Raw genomic sequence first — 22,957 nt, 5'->3', positions numbered from 1 at the left:
TTCACAAAGGAAGAAAAAACGCCCTTCGCATAATCTGACAAAGGGAAGCCTGTGACGGCATTTTGCACAGCTGTCCGTTCTGCCGATCTCAGGCAAATTCTGCCGCAGTTTTACAACACGATAGACGCATCTCCGGCGGTCAAGCATTTTTTGCAGTATCTCGAATATCGCAGTAACTGAGAATGGAGAATGAACATAACGGTTTCATTCTCCGTCCTCAATTCTCCGTTTTCCATAAAAAAGCCGCTTACCAATGGTAAGCGGCTTTTGATATCTTGCTTAGTTCAGGAAATCCTTCAGCTTCTTGGAGCGCGACGGATGACGCAGCTTACGCAGCGCCTTTGCCTCAATCTGGCGGATACGCTCGCGAGTTACGTTGAATTCCTTGCCGACCTCCTCGAGGGTGCGGGTATGGCCGTCCTCGATGCCGAAGCGCAGGCGCAGAACCTTTTCCTCACGCGGCGTCAGAGTTTTGAGCACCTCAACGAGCTGCTCCTTGAGCAGCATAAAGGAGGCCGCCTCTGCCGGTTCCGGTGCGTCGTCGTCCGGGATGAAGTCGCCGAGGTGAGAATCCTCCTCCTCGCCGATCGGCGTCTCGAGCGATACCGGCTCCTGCGCGATCTTCAGGATGTCGCGCACACGGTCAACCGGCATGTTCATCTCCTTGGCGATCTCCTCCGGGCTGGGATCGTGGCCCAGCTCCTGCAGCAGCTGGCGGGAAACGCGGATAACCTTGTTGATGGTCTCAACCATGTGTACCGGAATACGGATCGTACGCGCCTGATCCGCAATCGCACGGGTGATCGCCTGACGGATCCACCAGGTTGCATAGGTGGAGAACTTAAAGCCCTTGGTGCTGTCGAACTTCTCAACTGCCTTGATCAGACCGAGGTTGCCCTCCTGGATCAGATCAAGGAACAGCATGCCGCGGCCGACATAGCGCTTTGCGATGGAGACAACCAGTCGCAGGTTCGCCTCAGCCAGACGCTTCTTGGCACGGTCGCCGAGCTTGATATCCTTCTCAAGCTGTGCGCGCTCCTCCGCCGGAATGGCATCGCCTTCGTTTGCGATACGCTCTGCGGCCTCGTTGCCCTTCTGCATGCGCTCTGCGAGCGTTACCTCCTCCTCGGGGGACAGCAGATCGACCTTGCCGATCTCCTTCAGATACATGCGGACCGGATCGTCAATGGCGAACGTTTCAGCCATGGCAGAGGTATCGACCAGTTCTTCCTCCGGAACCTCTTCCACTTCCTCCGGCTCAAAGGAGTCGTCATCGTCACCGATGACCTTCTCAAGCACACCGTTCGTCTCGACCTCGATGCCCATGGTCTCGAGCGTCTCGTACACCTTGTCGATGTCCTCACTCGACAGCTCCAGATGGCTCAGTGCATCCGAGATCTCCTTGAGGGTCAGGCGGCCGTTCTTCTTGCCAAGCGCGAGCAGGTCGCGCAGGATCTGCTGCTGTGCTGCCTGCTGCTCCTGTGCGTTTGCGGCTGCATTTGCGTTTGCTTTCGTCATATCGTTTGTCCTCCCGCGTTTTGTTTTTTGATGCGTCCGAATGTAAGCAGCGGGTCCTCTCCCGCCTGCGTAATGGTTCCATCCTTGACGCGCTGCATTCGTATAGTGTTTATGTATTCCTGCAGTTCCCCTCGATGCTCTCCGGCCGGAATGCCGGGTTCGAGTATCGCGGACAGCAGGCTCATTTCGTTAGGCTCCAGCCATCCCTCAAAGGACAGCACATCGACCATCTGGTCGTTTCGGTTCAGCTCCAGCACGCGCTCGTATATCTTACGCAGCACCGGTGCGGAAAACCACGCCGGCTGCAAGTCCTTTTCGGCAACGGCAATCAATTTCTGATCCGAGAACAGAAGTCTAAGCACATTCTCCTCGGCCTTGGCGGATTTCATGTCGGTATACGCCAGCGACCTGTCCTTCGGCTGCGCCAATCCGACCGGAGAGCGTATCTCACGCCGTTCGGCGGCCTTTCGCCGCTTGCGCTGAATGCCGAGTTCGCGCCGAACCTCAACGTTCATGGCTTCGGCGGTCACACCTGCCATCTTGGCGGCACGTCCGGCGTAGACCTCACGTTCGATGGTGCTCTCGATGCCGGCGAGCATCCGCGCTGCATCTCTGAGGAACAGTACGCGTGCTTCATCGTCCTCAAGGTCGTACTTTGCGGCAATCTGCTCAATGCGGAACGCATTGTGATCCTCACTGCGTTCAATGAGATTGCGGAACGCATCCGCGCCGCGTGCCTTGATGAACTCATCCGGGTCCTTGGCTCCCGGAATGCGCAGCACCTTGACCTGCAGGTCACATTTTTTCAGGATGTCGATCGCGCGCTGTGCCGCCGCCTGTCCGGCGCCGTCCGCATCATACGAGATGACAATGCGGTCGGTGTGCCGCGCGATAATGCGCGCCTGCTCCTCGGTCAGCGAGGTGCCGAGCGATGCAACCGCGGAATCAAATCCCGCCTGATGCAGCGCAATGACATCCATATAGCCCTCGGCTAAGATAAAATAATCGTTCTTCGTGCTTTTTGACAGGTTGAGCGCAAACAGATTGCGGCTCTTGTGGAAGATCGGCGTTTCCGGCGAGTTCAGGTACTTCGGCTTGGAATCGTCCAGCACACGGCCGCCGAATGCGATCACATGGCCGCGCACGTCGATGATCGGGAACATGACACGGTTGCGGAACCGGTCGTAAATATGTCCCTTTTCACTGCGGCTGACCAGACCGGCGTCCATGAGTTCCTCGCGCGTATAGCCTTTGGCCGTCATCGCATCGATGAGCGCGTGGAAGGAATCCGGTGCATAGCCCAGTCCGAAGCGGTTCATCGTCCTTCGGGACAGACCTCGGTTGATAAAATACTGCTGTGCGGTTCGGTTTTCCGGCCGCCAGAGTGTGTCATAATAATAGCGTCCGGCGTCCCTGCAGAGCGCGTACAGACGCTCTCTGTGGCGCGCCGCTTTGCGCTCAGCTTCACCCTGTTCGGGTATCTGCATACCCGCCCGCTCGGCGAGATAGTGTACCGCATCCGGGAAGGTCAGACCTTCCGCCTTCATAATAAAGGTGATGACACCGCCGCCTGCGCCGCAGCCGAAGCAGTGAAAGATCTGCTTGTCCGGCGAGACCGAAAACGAACCGGTTTTCTCGTTGTGGAAGGGGCACAGACCGAAATAGTTCGCGCCGCTCTTTTTCAGCTGCACATATTGCGAAACGATCTCTACAATGTCGTTCCGCGCGGACAGCTCGTCCAGAAATATGCGGTCAAATGGCATTTCGTGTCCCTCCTTCCCTATTTATCGAACGAAAACGAATATATGATACCCATTTTCGTTAATCCTCAATCTTATTCCAGCTTTTCGGAATAAACAAATTCTTATAGACCGCTATCGAGTAGCGGTCGGTCATGCCTGCAACATAGTCGCACGCAATCCGCTCGAGCGTCTCCCCCCGGGCCTGCAGCACGAAGTAATCGTCCGGCAGTTCGTCAGGATGCTCGATAAAATATTCGTACAAACTGCGCAGCATGGATTTTGCGCGTTTTTCCTCACGCTGTGCAGCCGTGCCGTGGTACACATGATCGAACATAAACTGCCGCAGCTCCATCATGTCCTCGTGCATCTGCTCGTCCATGCCGATCTCCAGATACCGCTGACCGTACTCGATCATCGCCGTCACCAGCGTATCAATACGCTTGCCGTGCGTCCCACCCAGGCGTTTTCTCAAATGCTGCGGAATATCGCTCTCGCGGATAATACCCGCGCGTACCGCGTCATCAATATCATGGTTGATATAGGCAATGCGGTCGGCAAAGTGGATAATGCGGCCTTCCGGCGTACTCGCCTTGCGCCTGCCGGTATGGCAGACAATGCCGTTGCGCACCTCGCGCGTGAGATTCAAATTCTCGAGCACATCCACAACGCGCAAACTCTGCTCGTTGTGCCGAAACCCGAATGGACAAACCTCATCGAGTGCCGCCTCTCCGGCGTGACCGAACGGCGTGTGCCCGAGATCATGTCCGAGTGCGATCGCTTCGGTCAAATCCTCGTTGAGTCCGAGCGCCCGCGCAATGGTCCGCGCAATCTGCGCGACCTCGAGCGTATGCGTCAGCCGAGCACGGTAGTGGTCACCCTCCGGCGAGATAAATACCTGCGTCTTGTTTCCCAGCCGCCGGAACGCCTTCGAGTGGATAATGCGGTCCCGATCGCGCTGAAAGCAGGTGCGGTACGGACACGGCTCCATCGGGCGCAGCCTGCCTGCGGAGCTGTCCGCAAAGGTCGCCCACGGCTCAAGCACCGCGTGCTCGCGTTGTTCGTTCTGCTCTCGAATGGTCATATGTACCGCCTCCTCAGCCTCGGAGAATCCGTCACATAATAGTTATACAAAACGAAATCTGAAAATCCTCTTTTTTTCACAAAAATTTTTTCAGAATTTTGTGAGCCTTGCAATCCGGTATTTACTTGACACGCCGACCCATGAATCGGGTCTCCATGACCTCGGCGTAAACCTGCCCTGCCGTGGCTTCGGCGAGCGCTTGATTCAGCTTGTCCTCCCGACCGGCGGGCAGCGTCACGGTCAGCGTTACATCCGCACCGTAGTCGGTCTCCTCGACCGCGCAGTCGTGGTCCGGCAGCAGGTGCAGAATAATCTCGTACAGATTGTACGGGCACGCGATGAGCGCCACCGTGTACAGGCTCATTCTCTGCACACCGGCCGCCGCGACAGCCACCTGCGCGCCCTGCGTGTACGCGCGGACCAATCCGCCCGTGCCGAGCAGAATACCGCCGAAATAGCGCGTGACAACGCAAACGCAGTCGGTCAGGTTCTCGTGGCGCAGCACCTCGAGGATCGGCATGCCTGCCGTGCCCTGCGGTTCTCCGTCATCCGAGTAGCGCATCACATTGCCTTCACGGAGAATGTAGGCGTAGCAGTTGTGTGTCGCGTTCCAGTAGGTCTCGCGCATCTCCTTTATCTTCGCTACCGCCTCTTCGGCGGTTTCAACGTGCCACAGCCGTCCGGTGAACTTGGAGCGTTTTTCTTCAAATTTGTCCTCGCCGTAATCGGCAAAAGGCACAAAGTAGTCTTTTTCCATCAGCAAATCCTTAAATAATCAGGAATTAGTAGTTAGTAATTGCGGTATCGCGCCATGCGCGATGATTCAAAATGCGCTTCGCGCACCTTAATTCCTAATTCCTCATTACTAATTACTCATTATCCATAATGTATGTCGAAACTCTGCCGTAGGTCTTATCATCCACGACCGCCTCGACAATCGTGCCTTCTGCGGCATAGTCGGTCGAGTCGATCTGCGCTTCACGGTGCAGCATATCGAGCACGGCACCATCGCTGTACGGGATGCACAGCTTTACCTTATGCTTGCCCTTGCCGAGCGCCTTTTCGATGGCTGTCAGCAGGTCGTCAATGCCTTCTCCGCTCTTTGCGGAAATCTTCACGCCCTCATCCGGTCGAATGAACGGAATAACGTCCGGGTCGCACTTATCCGCCTTGTTGTACACCATCACGCGCGGAATATCCTGTGCGCCGAGCTGTGCCACAACCTTATCCACAGTCTGTGCATGAATCTGCCAGTTTTCGTCCGAAACGTCCACAACGTGCAGCAGCAGATCGGCATACGCCAGCTCCTCAAGCGTTGCCTTAAACGCCGATACGAGATGATGCGGCAGCTTGCGGATGAAGCCTACGGTATCGGACAGAAGGATTTCCTGCGTATCCGAAATGCGTTTTTTACGCGTGGTCGGGTCGAGCGTATCGAACAGACGGTCGTTCGCCTCGATGCCCGCACCGGTCAGGGTGTTCAGCAGCGTGGACTTGCCCGCGTTCGTGTAGCCGACAATGGCAACCAGTGGCAGCTCGGCCTTTTTGCGCTGGCGGCGCTGCACAGAGCGCACCTGACGCACCTGCTCCAGATCACGGCGCAGCTTGTCGATGCGGCTGCGAATGTGACGGCGGTCGCTCTCCAGCTTGCTCTCACCGGGTCCGCGCGTGCCGATGCCGCCGCCGAGACGGCTCATTGCCTTGCCCATACCTGCCAGACGCGGCAGAATGTACTGGTACTGCGCCAGCTCGACCTGCAGCTTGCCCTCGCCGGTGCGCGCACGCTGCGCGAAAATATCGAGGATGAGCGCCGAGCGGTCGAGTACCGTGCGGCCGGTCAGCTCTTCCAGATTGCTCATCTGCGACGGCGACAGCTCGTTGTCGAACAGGATCAGACTTGCGTCGTTCATCTCGGCAAGCTGCTTGACCTCTTCCGCCTTGCCCTCACCGATAAACGTGCGGGCATCCGGTGCCGGACGGCGCTGCAGCGTCATCGCAACAGCTTCCGCACCGGCAATCTCCGCCAGCGCGCGCAGCTCGTCCATCGTGCGCTCGTCCGCATCCTGATCGGCGTTGAAGCTCGGACACGACAGACCAACCAGAACCGCCCGTTCGATCTGCTTTTCTTCTGTTTGATTGGTAAACGGCATGGAAAATTCCTCCTTGCTGTTAAGGCAACACCGCATAATTAAAGCGGCGGCTCCTCGCGCAGGCTCCGGTCGCGCTGCCGCGGTGCTTTGCGGAAATTTTGTGCCCTGACTTTGGCTTCGGTTCCTTGCGCGAGTTCCGTCCGCGCTGCCGAAGTTTCACGGTAATACATCAAGTATTACCGCAAAACTGCGCCTCGTCAGTACGCAAAATTTACTCGCAAATCACTCTTGTTCAATTATGCGGTATTGCCTTAAATTGTCCTCTATATTTATTACACCCAAACGCAAAACCGTACAAGACTTGATTTTCCGTCCAATTTGCGGTAATATAAAGGCAGACAAAGTGAATATTTTTCCGTCACGGCAAACCGTGGCGGATTTTTTGTTATATAGAAAATGCCCTATCGTTGTAAGTCAGCGCACCCTGCGGTAACATCTGTTATCAAATTAAACTCGTAGTTGCTGTCCATAACAACGCGTAAACGAGTTGCGCGGCACAGATATGCCGCGCCTGCGCAGAGTAAACCACCTGTGTAGCAGTACGGTATCCGAGAACTGCGAATCGGTCGAGTAATGGACGCGCAATGCGCGCCCCTACAGACGGGTAACCCGACTGCCGTACCCCTATTTCGGAGCGGTCGCCGGTCTCTGGTCTGCGCCAAGCTAAGAAACAAAGGGAAACGGGAGTTAAGAGGGTAGAAACCGCAGGTGTCTACCCTCTTGCCCACCGCCGTGGGTACGGCGAATCTCCTGCCGTCCGCAGACGGCAACTCTCCGCTGAGGTTCAGCGAAAAACTTTCCGCCCGGACAGGATGAACCGCCTGCGCGGTTCAAGCGCACCAGACCGCCTGTGCCGCAAACACCCTTCCGCAATCTGCAAACAGATAACGAAAAAGCCACCGAAAACACGTTTCGATGGCTTTTCTCATTACTTGTCCAGATTGAAACGCTTCTTGAAGCGATCAACACGTCCGCCGGTGTCTACCAGCTTCTGCTTACCCGTGAAGAAGGGGTGGCACTTGGAGCAAACGTCAACGACGATGTTCTCCTTGGTGGAGCCGGTCTCAATGACATTGCCGCAGGCACAGCGGATCGTGGTCTGCTTGTAGTCGGGATGGATGCCCTGTTTCATGTTGTTTCACCTCTTTCCACGGATATGTTTACATATCTCCAACAGTCGTAAAATTATCTTACCACATGTTTTCCGAAAATGCAAGCATTATTTTTCATAAATCAGATTTTCTTCTTTCCAGCCCTCGAGCACGGGAATCATGGACGCAGCAAGCTGCTTTGCGCCTGCCAGATCGTGCAGCAGATAATTGCCGCACTCAATGCGGCTCGCGCCCGGAATCTCGCCCTCGTAAGCGGCGATAAACGCCATGCTCTCCTGCACGAGCGCAATCGCATCCGACGGCTTCATATCGCGCACGAGAAAATAAAAGCCGGTCTGACAGCCCATCGGACCGCAGTAGATGATCTGATCGGCAAACTTCGAGTTGCGTGCATAGGTTGCAAACAGGTGCTCGAACGTATGCCCCGCCGCAGGCTGGATGTAAGTGCCCGCATTCGGGTACACCATGCGGATGTCATAGGTGGTGATGTCGCCGTCGATACGCGAGGTATACATACCCGGCTTCAGTTTGTCATGGTTTACTTCAAAGCTGGCAATTCGTTTCATGCCTTTGCCTCCCTTTCAACACCAAGGAATCGAAGCTCCGTGCGGTATTCGCGCCAGAGCAGAATATACGAGATAAAGAATGCCGCGATCTCCGCGATCGGGAATGCATACCATACCGCATTCAGACCGAACTGCTGACCCAGCAGCCATGCCGCCGGAAGGATAACGACCAGCTGACGGCAGACAGACACGATCAGACTGTTCATGCCGCGTGCGGTGGCCTGAAACAGCGTGGAGTTGATGATGCCGAACGCCGCGCCGAGGAACGACAGGCTGATGGTCTTGAGCGCCGGAACGCCGACCTCGATCATCTTCTGTGCTGCCGCCGCATCGGACTTGTCCACAAACAGCATGAGCATCTGCTCGGGCAGCAGCTGGAACAGCACCAGACCAAGCGCCATAATGACGACAGCCGCCGTCAGCGTGATCTTGTACGCCCCCATCAGACGCTTGCGGTTGCGTGCGCCGTAGTTGTAGCCCATAACCGGCAGCGCACCCTGATTGAGTCCGAATACCGGCATAAAGACGAAGGTCTGCAGCTTGAAATACACACCGAGTACGTTGACCGCCGTCTGCGAGAAGGCAATCAAAATACCGTTCATGCCCGCCGTCATAACGGAAACGACACTCTGCATGACAATACCCGGCAGGCCGACACGGTAAATGTCCTTGATCGTCTGTCCGCGCCACTTGAACTCGCGCATGTTGACATTCAGCACCTTCTGACGACGGAACACGCCCCACAGACCAAGCGCCATGCCGAAGATCTGGCCGATAACGGTCGCGAGCGCCGCGCCGCGAATACCCATCTCCGGGAACGGACCGATACCGAAGATCATCAGCGGGTCAAGGATGATGTTGATGATGGCGCCGGTCAGGCCCTGACACATCGGGATGATCATGTTGCCGCCGGACTGCTGGATCTTCTCGCACATCATCGAGATCATAACAAAAATACTCATGCCGACCGCAAGGTGCGAATACTGGATAGCGTAAGCCGAAACCGCCTCGCTCGCACCGAATGCGCCGACGAATACACCCGAAAATCCCCAGCCAAGGATGAAGAATGCGATGCCGCCAACAACCGCCAGCGCTACGCCGTGCTCTGCCGCCGAGTCCGCGTGCTTCTGGCGCTTTTCGCCCAGACGGCGTGCGATCAGTGAGTTTACGCCGACACCGGTGCCGACACCGATCGCCACGACCAGCATCTGCAGCGGATATACGAGCGAAACCGCCGCCAGCGCATCCTGCGAATACTTGGCCACGAAGATACTGTCCACGATATTGTACAGCGCGTTGATGATCATGGAGATCATCGCCGGCAGTGCCATCGAGAAGATCAGCGGGCCCATTTTGGCGGTTCCCATTTTATTCTGTTGTTCCAAAAATTTCAGCCTCCCAACGTAAAAGGAAGCCGCGTTAGGATTTCTAACGCAGCTCCATACTCTCTTTCCTATATATAATAGGATATGATGCGTTATATTGCAAGTGTTTTTTACAGTTTTCCGGCAAGTTCGGCAAAGGAATGCTCGACGAACACATCGCTGACCTGCCGAAGCGTGTCTTCGCCTTCCGCGTAGGCGGGTTCTGCCATGCCGCAGAGCGCAAAACCGGCTTTTTTCGCCGTTACGCCCGCATACGGTGCATCCTCGAACACCATGCACTCGCCTGCTGTCAGACCGAGACGGCGGGCGGCTTCGAGATAAATGTCCGGCTCGTACTTGGGCACGCCTACGTCCTCGATGGTGAGCATGAACTCGAAATATTTCATCATGTCGCGGTCGATGAGCGCCTTCTCCGCGTGGCGGCGTGCCGTCAGCGTAGCGATGGCCATTTTGATGCCGCGTGCGCGCAGGCTTTCGAGGAAGTCGATCACGCCGTCCTTCGGCCGGGCAATCGTCTCATAGCGCGAGGTGATCATCTCGTCCATGCCGTCGAGCATCTGCTGCCGGGTCAGCGGCAGGTTCGGATAGCGTTTCAGAAAATACTCCGCGACCTGCGGCTGGGAAAAGCCCTCGCATACCGCGTAGTCCGCGTCTGTGATGTGAACGTCGAACTGCGCAAGGTAGCGCTGTGTCAGTCGCTTCCAGACTGGCATGGAGTCCAAAAGCGTGCCGTCCATGTCGAAAATTGCACCTTTGAAATTCTGCATTGACTTTGTTCCTTTCGAGAACGTATATCGTAGGGCGTGACGGCCTCGGCACGCCGCCTTTTCAGCAACTGCACATGATTTACACGGCGCGCCGAGTCGTCGCGCCCTACGGATGGTTGGTTATTTGGTTTTTCGGTCGATATATCTCGGCTGGAGCTTGGAATAGATGATTTTCTGCTCACTGTACAGGCCATAGTAGCCGGAGAGCATGTACGCGATGGCGATGACCAGCGCAAACAGCGCAAGGCTCTGACCTCCGAACAGCTCATACGCCAGCAGGATAGATGTAAGCGGCGAATTTGTCACGCCGCAGAACACAGCCGTCATGCCGAGACCGGCCGCAAAGGACGGCGCCAGACCGAAAAATCCGCCGTAGGCGGCGCCGAAGGTCGCACCGATGAACAGCACAGGCACGATCTCACCGCCTTTATAGCCGACGCCGATGGTGATGGCCGTCAGCACCAGCTTGAGGAAAAACGCCTCGTATGCCGCGTGACCGGCAATCGCGCGTTCAATGACCTGCATGCCTGCACCGTTGTAGTCGCGCGTGCCGAGCAGCAGGCTGATGAGCACCACGACCGCGCCGCCAACCGCAATGCAGGCGTACTGGTTCGGCAGAAAATGCTTGAACAGATGACCGATTTTATGGAAGATGATGCACACGAGCGCACTCAGTCCGGCGCAGACCACGCCGAACGCCACCAGCTTTACAATGAGCAGCACATCCGTATTTTCCGGCACACCGGAGAGCGTAAACGCGGTCGTGCCGCCGCCAAGCTGCAGCGCTACCTGATGCGCGATCACGCTCGCGAGGATGGACGGAAACAGCGCCGCGTAGTACATCACGCCCACGCTGATAACCTCCATTGCGAACACGCTCGCCGCAAGCGGTGTGCCGAACAGCGCCGAAAAGCACGCTGCCATGCCGCACATGGTGATCGTGCGGGAATCCTTATCATCCAGGTGCATCAGATGTCCGATATTGCCCGAAATCGCACCGCCGAGCTGCAGCGCCGCACCTTCTCGTCCGGCAGAGCCGCCGCACAGGTGGGTCAGCACCGATGTGATAAAGATGCTCGGAGCAAGCCGCAGCCGCACCGGATGATCCTGCCGCACCGAGGTCAGGATGAAGTTGGTGCCGCGTTCAAGCGGCATATCCATTTTACTGTACCAGAACGCAATAAACAGACCGACCAGCGGCAGAAAATACAGCGTCCAGCTATATTCCTGACGGGTTTCGGTCGCCCATTCGAGTGCGTGCTCAAACGCCGCGCCGACTGCGCCCACCACCACGCCGATAATGACTGCAAACAGGCACCACCGCGCAAACGCGCTGATATTGCGCCGCACGCGGTACCACGAACCGTACAGCCGCCGCAGCAGACGGCGTCCCGGCTTATTATTCTGAGGCATAGCGCCCCTCCCCTTCATGCAATCTCATTTCCGATAAGAATTGCCCCGCAGAGATAACCTGTGGGGCAATTTGTTAGTAAACTATGCTTATTTGCTCGTAGATGTGGTTTCCTTGAGCACAACATCGTGTGCGCCGCCCTCGACGATCGAGGTTGCGGATACCAGCGTGATCTTTGCCTTCTTCTGGAACTCCGGAATGGACAGAGAGCCGCAGTTGCACATGGTGGAACGTACCTTGCTCAGGGTCAGGCCGAGGTTGTCCTTCAGCGAGCCTGCGTACGGAACGTAGGAGTCAACGCCTTCCTCGAAGGACAGCTTCTTGTCGCCGCCCATGTCGTAGCGCTGCCAGTTGCGGGCACGGGCAGAACCCTCGCCCCAGTACTCCTTCATGTAGCTGCCGTTGATGTTGACCTTGTTCGTCGGGGACTCGTCAAAACGAGAGAAGTAACGGCCGAGCATGAGGAAGTCGGCGCCCATAGCCAGCGCCAGCGTGCAGTGATAATCGTGAACGATACCGCCGTCCGAGCAGATCGGAATGTAGATGCCGGTCTCCTCGAAATACTCGTCACGAGCGGCTGCAACCTCGATCAGAGCGGTAGCCTGACCGCGGCCGATGCCCTTCTGCTCACGAGTGATGCAGATGGAGCCGCCGCCGATGCCGACCTTGATGAAGTCCGCGCCGGCCTCAGCAAGGAAGCGGAAACCCTCGCGGTCAACAACGTTGCCCGCGCCGACCTTTACACTGTCGCCGTACTTTGCGCGTACCCAGGACAGAGTGCGGCTCTGCCACTCGGAGAAACCCTCGGAGGAGTCGATGCAGAGAACATCTGCGCCGGCCTCAACCAGTGCCGGAACACGCTCTGCGTAGTCACGGGTGTTGATGCCTGCGCCGACTACATAACGCTTGTGCTCATCGAGCAGCTCAAGAGAGTTTGCCTTGTGGCTGTCGTAGTCCTTACGGAATACCATATAAACCAGATGCTGCTTGTCGTCTACCAGCGGCAGAGAGTTCAGCTTGTTGTCCCAGATAATGTCGTTTGCGATCTTGAGGCTGGTGTCTGCCGGAGCGGTGATCAGCTTGTCAAACGGCGTCATGAACTCCTCGACTTTAACGCTGCGCTCCATGCGGGAAACACGGTAGTCGCGGCTGGTGACAATACCGAGCAGCTTGCCGTTCGCGGTGCCGTCATCGGTAACAGCCATGGTGGAGTGACCGGTACGCTCCTTCAGCTTGAGGACTTCCTCAAGGGTGGTGTCCGGCTTTACGTTGGAGTCGGATACGATGAAGCCTGCCTTGTAGCTCTTTACGCGGGAAACCATGGCAGCCTCACTCTCGATCGACTGCGAACCGAAGATAAAGGAGATACCGCCCTCCTGCGCCAGTGCGATCGCCATACGATCATCCGATACCGCCTGCATGATTGCGGAAACCATCGGAATGTTGGCATACAGCGCGGATTCCTCGCCCTTTTTGTACTTAACGATTGGTGTGCGCAGGCTTACGTTCGCCGGCATGCACTCCGCAGAGGAATACCCCGGTACCAGCAGATATTCGTTAAAGGTATGCGAAGGTTCACTGAAATAATACGCCATTTCGTCGTTCTCCTTTTCTCCAAATAGGTCGTTTTTGATAGTTAAGTTTATTATATCCTTTTTGCCCTGTAAAGTAAAGCGGGCATATGACGGTTTTTCACGATTTTTGCCGCATGCGTGTTATGCAATCCGTGCAAACGGCTGTCGCGAAATCAGCCTCTGACAGATAGAAAAATCCGCAGACGTTCCCGTCTGCGGATTTTTCATTTGGAAATGAGGAATGAATGATGGTGGCGTATTGAGGTTCTGCGGAGCCGTCCGGTATTTTTCCGGTGCCCCTTTGCTTTTGTTGTACTCAATTTACCATCGTGCGGCCGCAATGTCAATGCGTGCAAATGAATCTTAACACGCTCTTAACTGCTGTGCGGTCGAATGCCGTCAGGTCTCGTCGAGCGACACCCATTCGGTATCGCCGGTGTGGAAAAAGTACAGCACACATGCGCGGACCGGTCTGCCGTAAATCTCATGCACGGCACGCGCGTAGGCGGCCAGCTGCGGACGGTACTGCTCGGCTCTCTCGACCGCACCGCCCTTCTTGATGCGGTCGGTCTTGAAGTCAAGGATAACAAAGCCGTCCCCGGTTTCGATCAGGCAGTCGATAACGCCCTGCAGGAGCACGTTTTCCTCGGGTGCATCCGCCGCAACCGGAAAATACGCTTGCGCCGGAACAAGCACGGAGAACTTGAACTCACGCCGCACCTTATTTTCCGCCATAAAGGTTTTGTACAGGTCGGAGGCGAAAAACCGTTCGATCTTGTGTTTATCCACAGCATGTGCCTGTTCTGTGGACAAAATCTTCTTTTCCGCCAGACGATTCAGCTCGTTTTCCACGCCGTTTGACGCATAGGCGGCGTCAAAGTCGCAGAACTGCATGAACAGGTGGTGTGCTGTGCCGATCTCGGCAGGCGTCAGCTTCTTTTCTCCCTGCTCGAACAGCGGCGCGCGCAGCTGCACCTCCTTCCGCGGAGGCGGTGTCTCTTCGGCGGCCTCGTCTGCGCGGTAGCCGCGGCCGACACCGGTGGCGGTCAGCTTACTCGGCAGATCCGCAAGGTAAGCATGCGGGTAGTCGAAGTGCGGCTGCACAGTGCAGTTGTCGGTCTCCCTGTCCTCGAAACGCAGGATTTCAGTTTCCTGCGGCTGCAGGTCGCTCGGATAATACACCTTGAGCATAAACGCATCATTGTCCGTGCCGTGCTCGGGCACCTCCGGCGCATACTCCTCGCGGAACGCACGCGCGCACGGATGCCGCAGCAGCGGTGTCAGAATCCACGCAAGCGGCGTGCGTGCCGCACCCATGGCGTACTGCGGCAGCTCGTCGAGCGATGCCAGCAGCGACCATTTTTTCAGCGAATTCCGCAGGCTGCCGGTGGCTGCCGTCAGAATCAATTTTTCCTTTGCACGCGTCATCGCTACATATAATACGCGCAGCTCTTCGGATATCATCTCGCGGCGCATCTGCACCGAGACTGCAATGCGCTCGGCTGTGTCGTACTGCACACCGCGGTCACGGTCGCGGCACTTACTGCCGAAGCCGAGATTCTGGTGCACGAGCACCGGCTCCTTGAGGTCACTGTCGTTGAACTGCTTGGCGCAGTCCGCCACGATAACGACCGGAAATTCCAGTCCCTTGGACTTGTGGATGGACAGAATGCGGACCGCACCGCCGATTGCCTCGGCGCCGACCGTCTGGAAATCCTCGCCCTGTTCGAGCATGCCGCGCAGCAGGCGCACAAAGTCAAACAGGCCGCGGAAGCCCTGTCCCTCAAACGAGCGCGCCCGCTCGAAGAACGTCAGCAGATTGCTCTGGCGCTGTGCGCCGTTCGGCAGAGCGCCGTACAGACCGAGCGCGCCGGTCTGATCGTAAATCTCCCACAGCAGGCGGTACACCGGCTGATCGCACGCAAAAGTGCGCAGAAAGTCCAGCCGCTGCAGAAAGGTTTCCACCTTCGGGAAATCCGTTCTCGACTGCAGCAGCGCGTCATAATAGCTGATCTTGCGGTCCACAAGGCGAATATCCGCCAGTTCCTGCTCGGTGAATCCGAACAGCGGCGAACGCATCACGCCGATAAGGTCAACGTCCTGCCGCGGGTTGTCAATGACGCTGAGCAGCGACACCATCGTGCCGACCTCGGCAGTCTCCAGCAGGCCGCCGCGCTGTTCGGCGCTGGCTGTTACGCCGATGTGCTCCAGCTCCGCAATGTAGGTCGGCGCCTTGTTTCTGGGCGAGCGCAGCAGGATTACGATGTCGCCCGGCGTGACCGGACGCAGCTTTCCGGTCTGCTTATCCGTCACCGGAAAGCCTTCGTCGAGCAGCGCACGAATTCGCTTCGCGGCAAGCCGCGCTTCGAGTTCGGTCTTATCCGGCGCATCATCGTCCTCGCCGAGTCCGTCCGCGTCCGCGAGCAGGACTTCGGTCTTGTACCGCTCGTTTCCGGCCTCCGGATAGTAGTCCGCGCCGAGGTGCAGCGCCTCCTTGTCCGTGTACACGAGATCGCCCACGGTCTCGCCCATGACGGCGGCAAACAGATAGTTGCACGCGTCCAGCACGGCCGCTCGTGAACGGAAATTCTGCCCGAGCACGACACGGCGCGGCTGCCCGTCAGCGGCGTCTGCCACCTCACCGAAGCTGCGGTATTTCTCAAGGAAAATGGACGGGTCAGCCAGTCGAAAGCCGTAAATGCTCTGCTTGACGTCACCGACCATGAACAGGTTGGTCTCGTTTCTGGAGAGTGCACGGAAGATGGCATCCTGCACGGCGTTGGTGTCCTGATACTCGTCCACCGCAATTTCGGTGAACTGCTCGGACATGGTTTTCGCCAGTGCGGACGGCTTGCCGTCTGTATACAGCAGACGCACGGCAAAGTGCTCCAAATCGTTGAAATCCGCAGCATTTCTCGCACGTTTCGCTGCCGTAAAGGCATCGTCAAAGGCGTTTACCATGTCAATGAGCGCGAACAGCGCGGGGGCTGTCAGGCCGCGGTCGTACTCCGCTTCTTCTGCGGTGACGGTCAGCCATTTCTCCCGAATATTATTGGCAACGCCCTTCCACTCCTCGCGCATGGCCTTGATCTGCTCGAGGAACGCCTTGTCCTCAAATTTCCTCGCGGCCTTCAGTCGGTCAAACGAAATCGACCGGGCAGCCTTCACGCAGTCATCCCAGCTGCCGCCAAACAGTGCGTCCAGCAGACGCTCGGCCTGATTTAAGTCGCTCGTCAGCGCGGGCAGATAGTTGTCCGCCAGCTCATCAATGCCGGTCAATTCATCCACAGCCATGTGCAGAAATGCCGCACCGTGCTGTGCCGCCGACTTCGCCTGCTCGCGCAGAACACGGCCGTGCGGCGTGTCCATGCCGCGCGTGTACAATCCCGCGCGCACATCCTCGAGGAACGCCCGCGGATCAGGATGCGCCTGAATCTTCTCGTAGGTGCCGAGAATGACCTCGCCCAGCTTTTGGTCGTCGCGCCCCGCCGTCAGCAGATCACAGAGCGCAAAAAACTTCTCGTCTGCCTGCTCGTAGGCCGTGTCGAGCACTTCTTCGAGCACCTCGGCGCGCAGCAGCTTGCCCTCGTTTTCGTCCATCAGGCGAAAGTCGGGTGCAATACCGAGCACCGCCGCCTGCTCGCGCGCGAGCGACAGACACAGCGCGTGCACGGTCGTGATTTTCGCGCGGTGCACGAGGAACAGCTGCCGCCGCAGACGGGTATCCCGCGGGTTTGCGGCTACAGCCGCACCGAGTGCCGCACCGATTCGCTCACGCATTTCGGCTGCCGCCGCGTTGGTAAACGTAACCAACAGCAGGCGGTCGATATCGACCGGATCCTTCTCGTCCGTCAGCCGACGGAGTACGCGCTCGGTCAGTACGGCGGTCTTGCCCGAGCCGGCTGCCGCCGAAACCAGCAATGCGCCGCCGCGATCGTCGATCGCGGTCTGCTGATCAGGTGTCCACTTCGGCATTGTCGTTCCCTCCTAACTGCTCCCAGAATTCCTTGTCCTTGATGTTTTTCAGCCAGCGTACCTTATCTCCGGCGGTCTCGTCGAACCGGCAGGCTGCCCGGAAATCGCACCATTCGCAGTAGCTGCGGTCGGTCTTGCGCGGATCGGCTTCAATGCTGCCGTTTCGCAGAGCCTGTCCCATTTCGAGCAGCTTTTTCTGCGTGTAGCGTGCCAGTCTGCCGAATTTCGCCAAATCAGCTACCGCGGACTTGGCGGCAAGCGTCGGCTCATCCTCGCCCTTCCCGGTCTTGATAGAGACCGGAATAAACCGTCCGTCACCCTCCAGACCGTGCTCCATCGCCTCGAGCAGCGACATATCGTCGCTCAGCAGACCCGAACGCCGCAGCGCCTTGTCGCGCAGAATGCGCAGTCCGTCCTCGTCCGTGTCGCGCGCCGCATCCGGCAGCTCATCGCGCACCGGAACGTACAGCACGCCCGCCGGTACGATTTCGTTCAGCTCGGCGGTCAGGCGGGCACGATAGCGGTCCAGACCCTCCTGCTGCAGCGCGTACAGATAGATGATAAGCTGCATGTTGAGTCCATACCAAATGTCGGACAGCGAAAATGACTTTTTTCCGCTTTTATAGTCCATAACGCGCAGATAGAGACGACCGTTTTTGATGTAGCCGTCCACGCGGTCCACCTTGCCGGAGAGTGAAACCGACACATCGCCGTCCTCACACTGCACGGGCGGCAGGTCGCCGCTGCGCGAGAAGTCCAGCTCATAGTCGATCGGCGCAAAGTCGGATACGCGCAGTTCTTCGATCACGTTGTCGAGGATCTGCTCCACGGCGCGCACCAGTCGGCGGAACAGGTACTGGAAACGCGCGGTTTTGTTCTCCAGGCCGCCCAGTTCCTCCGCGACATACTGCCGTACCACTTCACGACAGGCTTTGCGCACGGTCGGCTGATCGGCATGGGCGGCGCCGCCCTCGCACTTTCCAAGAGCATCCAGCGCATGCTCGAGCACATAGTGGATGAACGTGCCGGTCGAGAGCGCATCAAACTTCGCCACGCGGCGCGGCTTGGCCTTCAAACCATACTGCATAAAGAATGCAAACCGGCAGGAATAGAACGTATCCACGCGCGAAGCGGTCAGATTAAGACTTTTTCCGTACAAGCCGTCAATCGTGTGCGGACTGCTCAGCGGTCCTCTTCCGCGCCGCTGCGCCTGCGCGTTTTTGACGCGCTCATCATCCTTATAGTAGTCATAGGCAGCCCGCACGGCGGCTGTCCGGTCGCCCGAAAGATACGCGCACGCGAGTTCGACCGCCGGTCGTTCCGCCTGCAGGCGGTCACGCACGGTCTCCGTCCGGTGGGTGGAAAACGGCACATCCGGCAGCAGCTCCCGCACTGTGTTCACGAAGTAGGACGGCCGCGTTTCACCGCCGCCTGCGTCGATGGTGTGATACGTCAGCAGCAGCTCGTCTGTCGGGCACGCGAGTGCCCGATAGAGCGTTTCCTGCTCCATCAGCAGGCGTTCCTCGCCGTAGGCTTTGAGTTCCACGCCGAGCGCATCCATTTTGTCGCGGTCCATGTCACTCAGCAGCGAAGTCGAGGACGGGGTTTTCGGTATCAGGCCGTCGTTAACGCCCAGCAGGATAACATATTTCGCATTTTCCGTACACGCACGCTCGATGTTGCCGCAGGTCACGCGGTCGAGCGAAACCGGAATCGTACCCACATCGTACTCGCCGAGCACCAGCCGGAACAGCTGCGCGAAACGGTCGAGCGTCAGCGGCATATCCCCGCACACCCACGCGAACTGCTCCATCGCAGAGACCAGGATTTCCCACAGCTGGCGGTATTCGTCGGCCAGCTGCAGACGGCCCGCCTGCTCGTGTCCGGCGGCGCGGTCAGTCATGCGCTGCGGCGCATCCACCGCGAGAAGAAATGCATAGAGCGCACGCACGCAGTCGCCTGCAGGCTGCTCACCTGCAAGTGCCCCGCGCAGTGCGGAGAACGGCGCGATTGCTCGTTTGCGGAGTATGTTCAGCTCGGCAAGCTGTGCCTTCGCGTTCTCGTCGATGGACAGACCATAGCCGTCCGGATGCTCGGTCCACTCGCGTTCCCATGCTCCGCCGCGGATGTTCCAGGTGAGCACATAATTCTCTAATTTGTCAATTTCATCCCAATCCAAGCCCGCAAGTCCGGTCTTGAGACAGGAGAACAGATCTTCATATCGGAAGTGATTTCGCACCGCTTCCAGTGCATTCGTAACCAGCGCCATCGGCGGACGAGACAGCAGATCCGGCTTTTCCGCGAGGAACACCGGAATGTCGTACCGCGCCATCGCCATTGCAAGGAACGCGCTGTACGGCTCGATATCACGTGCCGCAACCACAAAATCGCGGCAGCGCGCGCCTTCGTCCCGCACCTTGCGCCGAATGTAAGCCGCCGCGTGCTCGCACTCGTCAAACGGCGAAGCCGCCTCGTACAGCCGGACGCCGTCCGCACTCTCCTGTGGGGTACGCACCGGCAGCAGGCTTTCGCGCTCGAGCGCAGCCAGTCCCGCCGGTCGGGCCACCTTGCTTTCGCCCAATTCGATGCGCTCGACCGTCTGGTTATGCTGCTTTGCCATTCGGGTTAATTTCTGCACTGTTTTACAGCCGGTAAGGAAAATCTCCGGGTAATCCGTATCACAGGTTACCGCCGCAGAGAGCGGCACACCCGCTGCCAGCATGGCATCAACCACTGCACTTTCCTGCACGGTAAAGCCGAGAAATCCATCCAGATAGACCGCTGCGCCGTCCAGCGTGTGACTTTCTGCCAGACGGTCGCGCAGGTGTGTCAGGCGGTCTCTCGGATCGGGCAGGGACTCCTCGCACAGACGCTCGTAGGCTGTTAAAATCTGTGCAAGATCGGACAATTTTTCTGCAAGTACCGCATCCTCACTCTCCTCGGCAGCCGCAAACAGCGTCTCCGGCGCGACCGCACAGGTTTTGCACTCGTCGATCAGCCGCAGCGCCTCCTGCAGCAGCTCCGACTTGTCTGCCAGACCCTTCCATGCACTCAGCCCGCCCTGCACACGGCGTGCCGCCTCCTGCAAGGTCAAAAGCTGACCTGCCGGCGTCAGCATCTGCTGTGCCAGTCCGCCGACCTCAGAGAACACACGGTCAGCCAATCGTGAGAACGTCAGCACCTCGGCCGTGCGTGCGCCGTGGTTGTGCGTGGCTGCGGCAAGCCGCCGCTCCATCAGGTGCGAGTTCAGCTCGGGCACGAGCAGAATCTGCCGTCCCTCTCCCTTTTCACTCAGCGCCGCGATCTCCCGCAGGATGACCGTTGTCTTGCCGCTTCCCGCTCGTCCGGTCCAGATCCGCATGGCACACTCTCCTTTCGTTTCATAGCTATTTGATTATAGCACAACCGGAGCAAATTGAAAATTGGTAATGGAAAACGGAAAATTACCAATAACAACCGTATGGTCATTTTATATTTTTTGTGCGTTATCTGCGTATTTTCCAGTCTTTTTCGAACTTTTGCGGTGCTTTGTTTGCATTCACATATTCTGTAAAATTATTTTTTTCAAAAAACTCTTGCATTTTTCTCCGCTTGGGACTATACTTTCCTCAGGCGGAACAATAAAGGCTCTGCCCCGCAAAACCAAATATTTGATTCTTCAGGGCAGGGTGCAATTCCCTACCGGCGGTACAGCCCGCGAGCGGATGCCATTCGGCGGAAGCATGATTCGGTGAAATTCCGAGGCCGACAGTATAGTCTGGATGAAAGAAGAATATGCGGAAAGACCTTCCGCTTGTTTACTGTTCTGAAATGCCGATTCGGTGTTTCAGACTTTTTATTTTCACAATGCTTTTTTCAGCGTCCCGAAGATTCTGTCTTTGGGACGTTTTTTTGGCTGTCGCCAAACTATCGTGAAATTTTCTACAGAATTATTATATCAGGTGATTCTATGCAGGAGCAAAAACAGGAATATATGCGTCAGGCGTTGGCGCTGGCCCAGCGCGGAGCCGGTCACGTCAATCCGAATCCGATGGTCGGCTGTGTCATCGTCAAGGACGGAAAAATCATCGGTGAAGGCTGGCACGAGCACATCGGCGGCCTGCATGCCGAGCGCAACGCGTTCGCGCACTGCACCGAGGACTGCACAGGCGCAGACCTGTACGTCACGCTTGAGCCGTGCTGCCACTGGGGACGCACGCCGCCGTGCACAGACGCAGTCATCGAGCACAAGATCGGCCGCGTGTTCGTCGGCTGCCTCGACCCGAACCCGCTGGTAGCCGGCAAAGGCGCACAGATCCTGCGCGACGCAGGCATTGAAGTCGAGACCGGCGTGTGCGAGGACGAATGCCGCCGCGTGAATGAAGTTTTCTTTCACTACATCACGCACAAGACGCCGTTTGTGACGCTCAAGTACGCGATGACGCTGGACGGCAAAATTGCCGCGCACACCGGCGACAGCCGCTGGGTTACCGGCGAGACCGCCCGCCGTCATGTACACGAAACGCGCAACCGGCTGCCCGCCATCATGGTCGGCATCGGCACCGTGCTTGAGGACGATCCGCTGCTCACCTGCCGCATTGACGGCGGGCGCGATCCGATCCGCATAATCTGCGACAGCCGCGCACGCACGCCGATCGACAGCAAAATCGTACAGACGGCGAACAAAATCCCGACCTATATCGCGGTCGTCGGTCGAAATGAGCGCACCGCTGAACTGGAACAGCACGGTGTACACATTCTCGAATGCAAAACGAAAGACGAGCGCGTAGACCTTGCCGACCTGATGCGCCAGCTCGGTGCACTCGGCATCGACGGCATATTGCTTGAAGGCGGCTCGGCACTTGCGTTCTCCGCGCTGGAGGCCGGTGTGGTGCACCGCGTGCAGGCGTACATCGCCCCGAAAATCATCGGCGGTGCAGGCGCGAAAAGTCCGGTCGGAGGTCTGGGGTTTGACAAGATGGTGCAGGCGCTTCCGCTGAAGGACGTGACTTGCACGCCGATGGACGAAGATTTCCTGATTGAAGGGAGATTGTAATGTTTACTGGACTTATCGAAGAAATCGGTACGGTGCGGCGCATCGAGCTCGGTGCAAAGGGCGCTCGGCTGACGATTGCGGCAGATACCGTGCTCGAAAATACAAAAATCGGCGACAGCATTGCCACGAACGGCGTGTGTCTGACCGTGGTCGCGCTGACGGACGACAGCTTCAGCGCCGACGTGATGGCGGAAAGCCTGCGGCGTTCCGCGCTCGGCAGTCTGCAGAGCGGCTCGCCGGTCAATCTGGAGCGCGCGATGCCTGCCGACGGACGGTTCGGCGGTCATATCGTATCCGGCCATATCGACGGCACCGGCTCGGTTCTCTCGCAGCGGCGCGAGGACAACGCCGTGTGGGTGACGATCAAAACACCGGCTCCCCTGCTCCGGTACATCGTCGAAAAAGGCTCGATCGCCATTGATGGCGTCAGCCTTACCGTGGCGGCTGTGACGGACACCGACTTTTCGGTCTCCATCATCCCGCACACCGGGGCACAGACTATTCTGCTCGGCAAAAAGCCGGGCGAGCCGGTCAACCTCGAATGCGATGTGATCGGCAAATACGTTGAAAAAATGCTCACGCCGCACAAATCCAGCGGTATTACAATGGATTTTCTTGCACAACACGGATTTTAACGGAGG

General features: G+C 57.7%; 15 protein-coding genes and 1 riboswitch. Of the genes, 2 read left to right on the top strand and 13 right to left on the bottom strand.

Features of this window, described 5'->3' with window-relative positions; all coding sequences use genetic code 11:
- Window positions 1-279 precede the first annotated feature (279 nt).
- From rpoD to ACWVX6_RS04150, 13 genes are all read right to left on the bottom strand, one after another.
- Window positions 280-1,518 (bottom strand): RNA polymerase sigma factor RpoD, encoded by a 1,239-nt coding sequence (gene rpoD, locus ACWVX6_RS04210; RefSeq protein ID WP_110436306.1) that lies wholly within the window; start codon window positions 1,516-1,518, stop codon window positions 280-282.
- Window positions 1,515-3,281, bottom strand: a complete 1,767-nt coding sequence (gene dnaG / locus ACWVX6_RS04205; protein WP_455152431.1) for a DNA primase — start codon at window positions 3,279-3,281, stop codon at window positions 1,515-1,517. Before dnaG ends, rpoD begins: the two co-directional genes overlap by 4 nt.
- Window positions 3,282-3,339: 58 nt before the next feature.
- Window positions 3,340-4,341, bottom strand: a complete 1,002-nt coding sequence (locus ACWVX6_RS04200; RefSeq protein WP_455152430.1) for a deoxyguanosinetriphosphate triphosphohydrolase — start codon at window positions 4,339-4,341, stop codon at window positions 3,340-3,342.
- 121 nt (window positions 4,342-4,462) lie between these two features.
- Window positions 4,463-5,098 carry a YigZ family protein gene (locus ACWVX6_RS04195; RefSeq protein ID WP_455152429.1) on the bottom strand — a complete coding sequence of 212 codons (636 nt, stop codon included), beginning with the start codon at window positions 5,096-5,098 and terminating at the stop codon, window positions 4,463-4,465.
- Window positions 5,099-5,210: 112 nt separating this feature from the next.
- Window positions 5,211-6,491, bottom strand: coding sequence for a GTPase HflX (hflX, locus tag ACWVX6_RS04190; RefSeq protein ID WP_455152428.1), 1,281 nt, complete (start codon window positions 6,489-6,491; stop codon window positions 5,211-5,213).
- Window positions 6,492-7,419: 928 nt separating this feature from the next.
- Window positions 7,420-7,623, bottom strand: a complete 204-nt coding sequence (rpmE, locus tag ACWVX6_RS04185) for a 50S ribosomal protein L31 (protein WP_016147979.1) — start codon at window positions 7,621-7,623, stop codon at window positions 7,420-7,422.
- An 87-nt stretch (window positions 7,624-7,710) separates the two neighbouring features.
- Window positions 7,711-8,169: an S-ribosylhomocysteine lyase gene (locus ACWVX6_RS04180; RefSeq protein ID WP_110436301.1), complete on the bottom strand. Its 459-nt coding sequence runs from the start codon at window positions 8,167-8,169 to the stop codon at window positions 7,711-7,713.
- Window positions 8,166-9,554 carry an MATE family efflux transporter gene (locus tag ACWVX6_RS04175; RefSeq protein ID WP_455152427.1) on the bottom strand — a complete coding sequence of 463 codons (1,389 nt, stop codon included), beginning with the start codon at window positions 9,552-9,554 and terminating at the stop codon, window positions 8,166-8,168. The genes ACWVX6_RS04180 and ACWVX6_RS04175 overlap by 4 nt, the downstream gene beginning before the upstream one ends.
- Before the next feature lie 110 nt (window positions 9,555-9,664).
- Complete coding sequence (locus tag ACWVX6_RS04170; protein ID WP_455152426.1) at window positions 9,665-10,321, bottom strand: HAD family hydrolase; 657 nt, start codon at window positions 10,319-10,321, stop codon at window positions 9,665-9,667.
- 120 nt (window positions 10,322-10,441) lie between these two features.
- The gene (locus ACWVX6_RS04165; protein ID WP_118760282.1) at window positions 10,442-11,734 is read right to left on the bottom strand and encodes a chloride channel protein; all 1,293 of its coding nucleotides are present in this window, start codon (window positions 11,732-11,734) and stop codon (window positions 10,442-10,444) included.
- A gap of 87 nt (window positions 11,735-11,821) precedes the next feature.
- The gene (locus ACWVX6_RS04160) at window positions 11,822-13,327 is read right to left on the bottom strand and encodes an IMP dehydrogenase (protein ID WP_118285641.1); all 1,506 of its coding nucleotides are present in this window, start codon (window positions 13,325-13,327) and stop codon (window positions 11,822-11,824) included.
- A 378-nt stretch (window positions 13,328-13,705) separates the two neighbouring features.
- Window positions 13,706-17,281, bottom strand: a complete 3,576-nt coding sequence (addA, locus tag ACWVX6_RS04155) for a helicase-exonuclease AddAB subunit AddA (RefSeq protein WP_455152425.1) — start codon at window positions 17,279-17,281, stop codon at window positions 13,706-13,708.
- Window positions 17,262-20,642 (bottom strand): PD-(D/E)XK nuclease family protein, encoded by a 3,381-nt coding sequence (locus ACWVX6_RS04150; protein WP_455152424.1) that lies wholly within the window; start codon window positions 20,640-20,642, stop codon window positions 17,262-17,264. Before ACWVX6_RS04150 ends, addA begins: the two co-directional genes overlap by 20 nt.
- A gap of 289 nt (window positions 20,643-20,931) precedes the next feature.
- A riboswitch (FMN riboswitch) is annotated at window positions 20,932-21,058 on the top strand.
- A 172-nt stretch (window positions 21,059-21,230) separates the two neighbouring features.
- On the opposite strand from ACWVX6_RS04150, the gene ribD reads away from it, so the two are divergent.
- Both ribD and ACWVX6_RS04140 read left to right on the top strand, forming a co-directional pair.
- Complete coding sequence (ribD, locus tag ACWVX6_RS04145; RefSeq protein WP_118760279.1) at window positions 21,231-22,316, top strand: bifunctional diaminohydroxyphosphoribosylaminopyrimidine deaminase/5-amino-6-(5-phosphoribosylamino)uracil reductase RibD; 1,086 nt, start codon at window positions 21,231-21,233, stop codon at window positions 22,314-22,316.
- Window positions 22,316-22,951 carry a riboflavin synthase gene (locus ACWVX6_RS04140; RefSeq protein WP_118760278.1) on the top strand — a complete coding sequence of 212 codons (636 nt, stop codon included), beginning with the start codon at window positions 22,316-22,318 and terminating at the stop codon, window positions 22,949-22,951. Before ribD ends, ACWVX6_RS04140 begins: the two co-directional genes overlap by 1 nt.
- The last annotated feature ends 6 nt before the right edge of the window (window positions 22,952-22,957 follow it).

This window comes from Butyricicoccus sp., assembly GCF_977037065.1.
The sequence above is the reverse complement of the archived record's forward strand: the minus strand, read 5'-3'. Positions and strand labels throughout refer to the sequence as shown.

Coding starts and splice junctions, on each gene's coding strand:
- rpoD (WP_110436306.1), bottom strand. CDS start 1,518: ATGACGAAAGCAAACGCAAATGCAGCCGCAAACGCACAGGAGCAGCAG.
- dnaG (WP_455152431.1), bottom strand. CDS start 3,281: ATGCCATTTGACCGCATATTTCTGGACGAGCTGTCCGCGCGGAACGAC.
- ACWVX6_RS04200 (WP_455152430.1), bottom strand. CDS start 4,341: ATGACCATTCGAGAGCAGAACGAACAACGCGAGCACGCGGTGCTTGAG.
- ACWVX6_RS04195 (WP_455152429.1), bottom strand. CDS start 5,098: ATGGAAAAAGACTACTTTGTGCCTTTTGCCGATTACGGCGAGGACAAA.
- hflX (WP_455152428.1), bottom strand. CDS start 6,491: ATGCCGTTTACCAATCAAACAGAAGAAAAGCAGATCGAACGGGCGGTT.
- rpmE (WP_016147979.1), bottom strand. CDS start 7,623: ATGAAACAGGGCATCCATCCCGACTACAAGCAGACCACGATCCGCTGT.
- ACWVX6_RS04180 (WP_110436301.1), bottom strand. CDS start 8,169: ATGAAACGAATTGCCAGCTTTGAAGTAAACCATGACAAACTGAAGCCG.
- ACWVX6_RS04170 (WP_455152426.1), bottom strand. CDS start 10,321: ATGCAGAATTTCAAAGGTGCAATTTTCGACATGGACGGCACGCTTTTG.
- ACWVX6_RS04165 (WP_118760282.1), bottom strand. CDS start 11,734: ATGCCTCAGAATAATAAGCCGGGACGCCGTCTGCTGCGGCGGCTGTAC.
- ACWVX6_RS04160 (WP_118285641.1), bottom strand. CDS start 13,327: ATGGCGTATTATTTCAGTGAACCTTCGCATACCTTTAACGAATATCTG.
- addA (WP_455152425.1), bottom strand. CDS start 17,281: ATGCCGAAGTGGACACCTGATCAGCAGACCGCGATCGACGATCGCGGC.
- ACWVX6_RS04150 (WP_455152424.1), bottom strand. CDS start 20,642: ATGCGGATCTGGACCGGACGAGCGGGAAGCGGCAAGACAACGGTCATC.
- ribD (WP_118760279.1), top strand. CDS start 21,231: ATGCAGGAGCAAAAACAGGAATATATGCGTCAGGCGTTGGCGCTGGCC.
- ACWVX6_RS04140 (WP_118760278.1), top strand. CDS start 22,316: ATGTTTACTGGACTTATCGAAGAAATCGGTACGGTGCGGCGCATCGAG.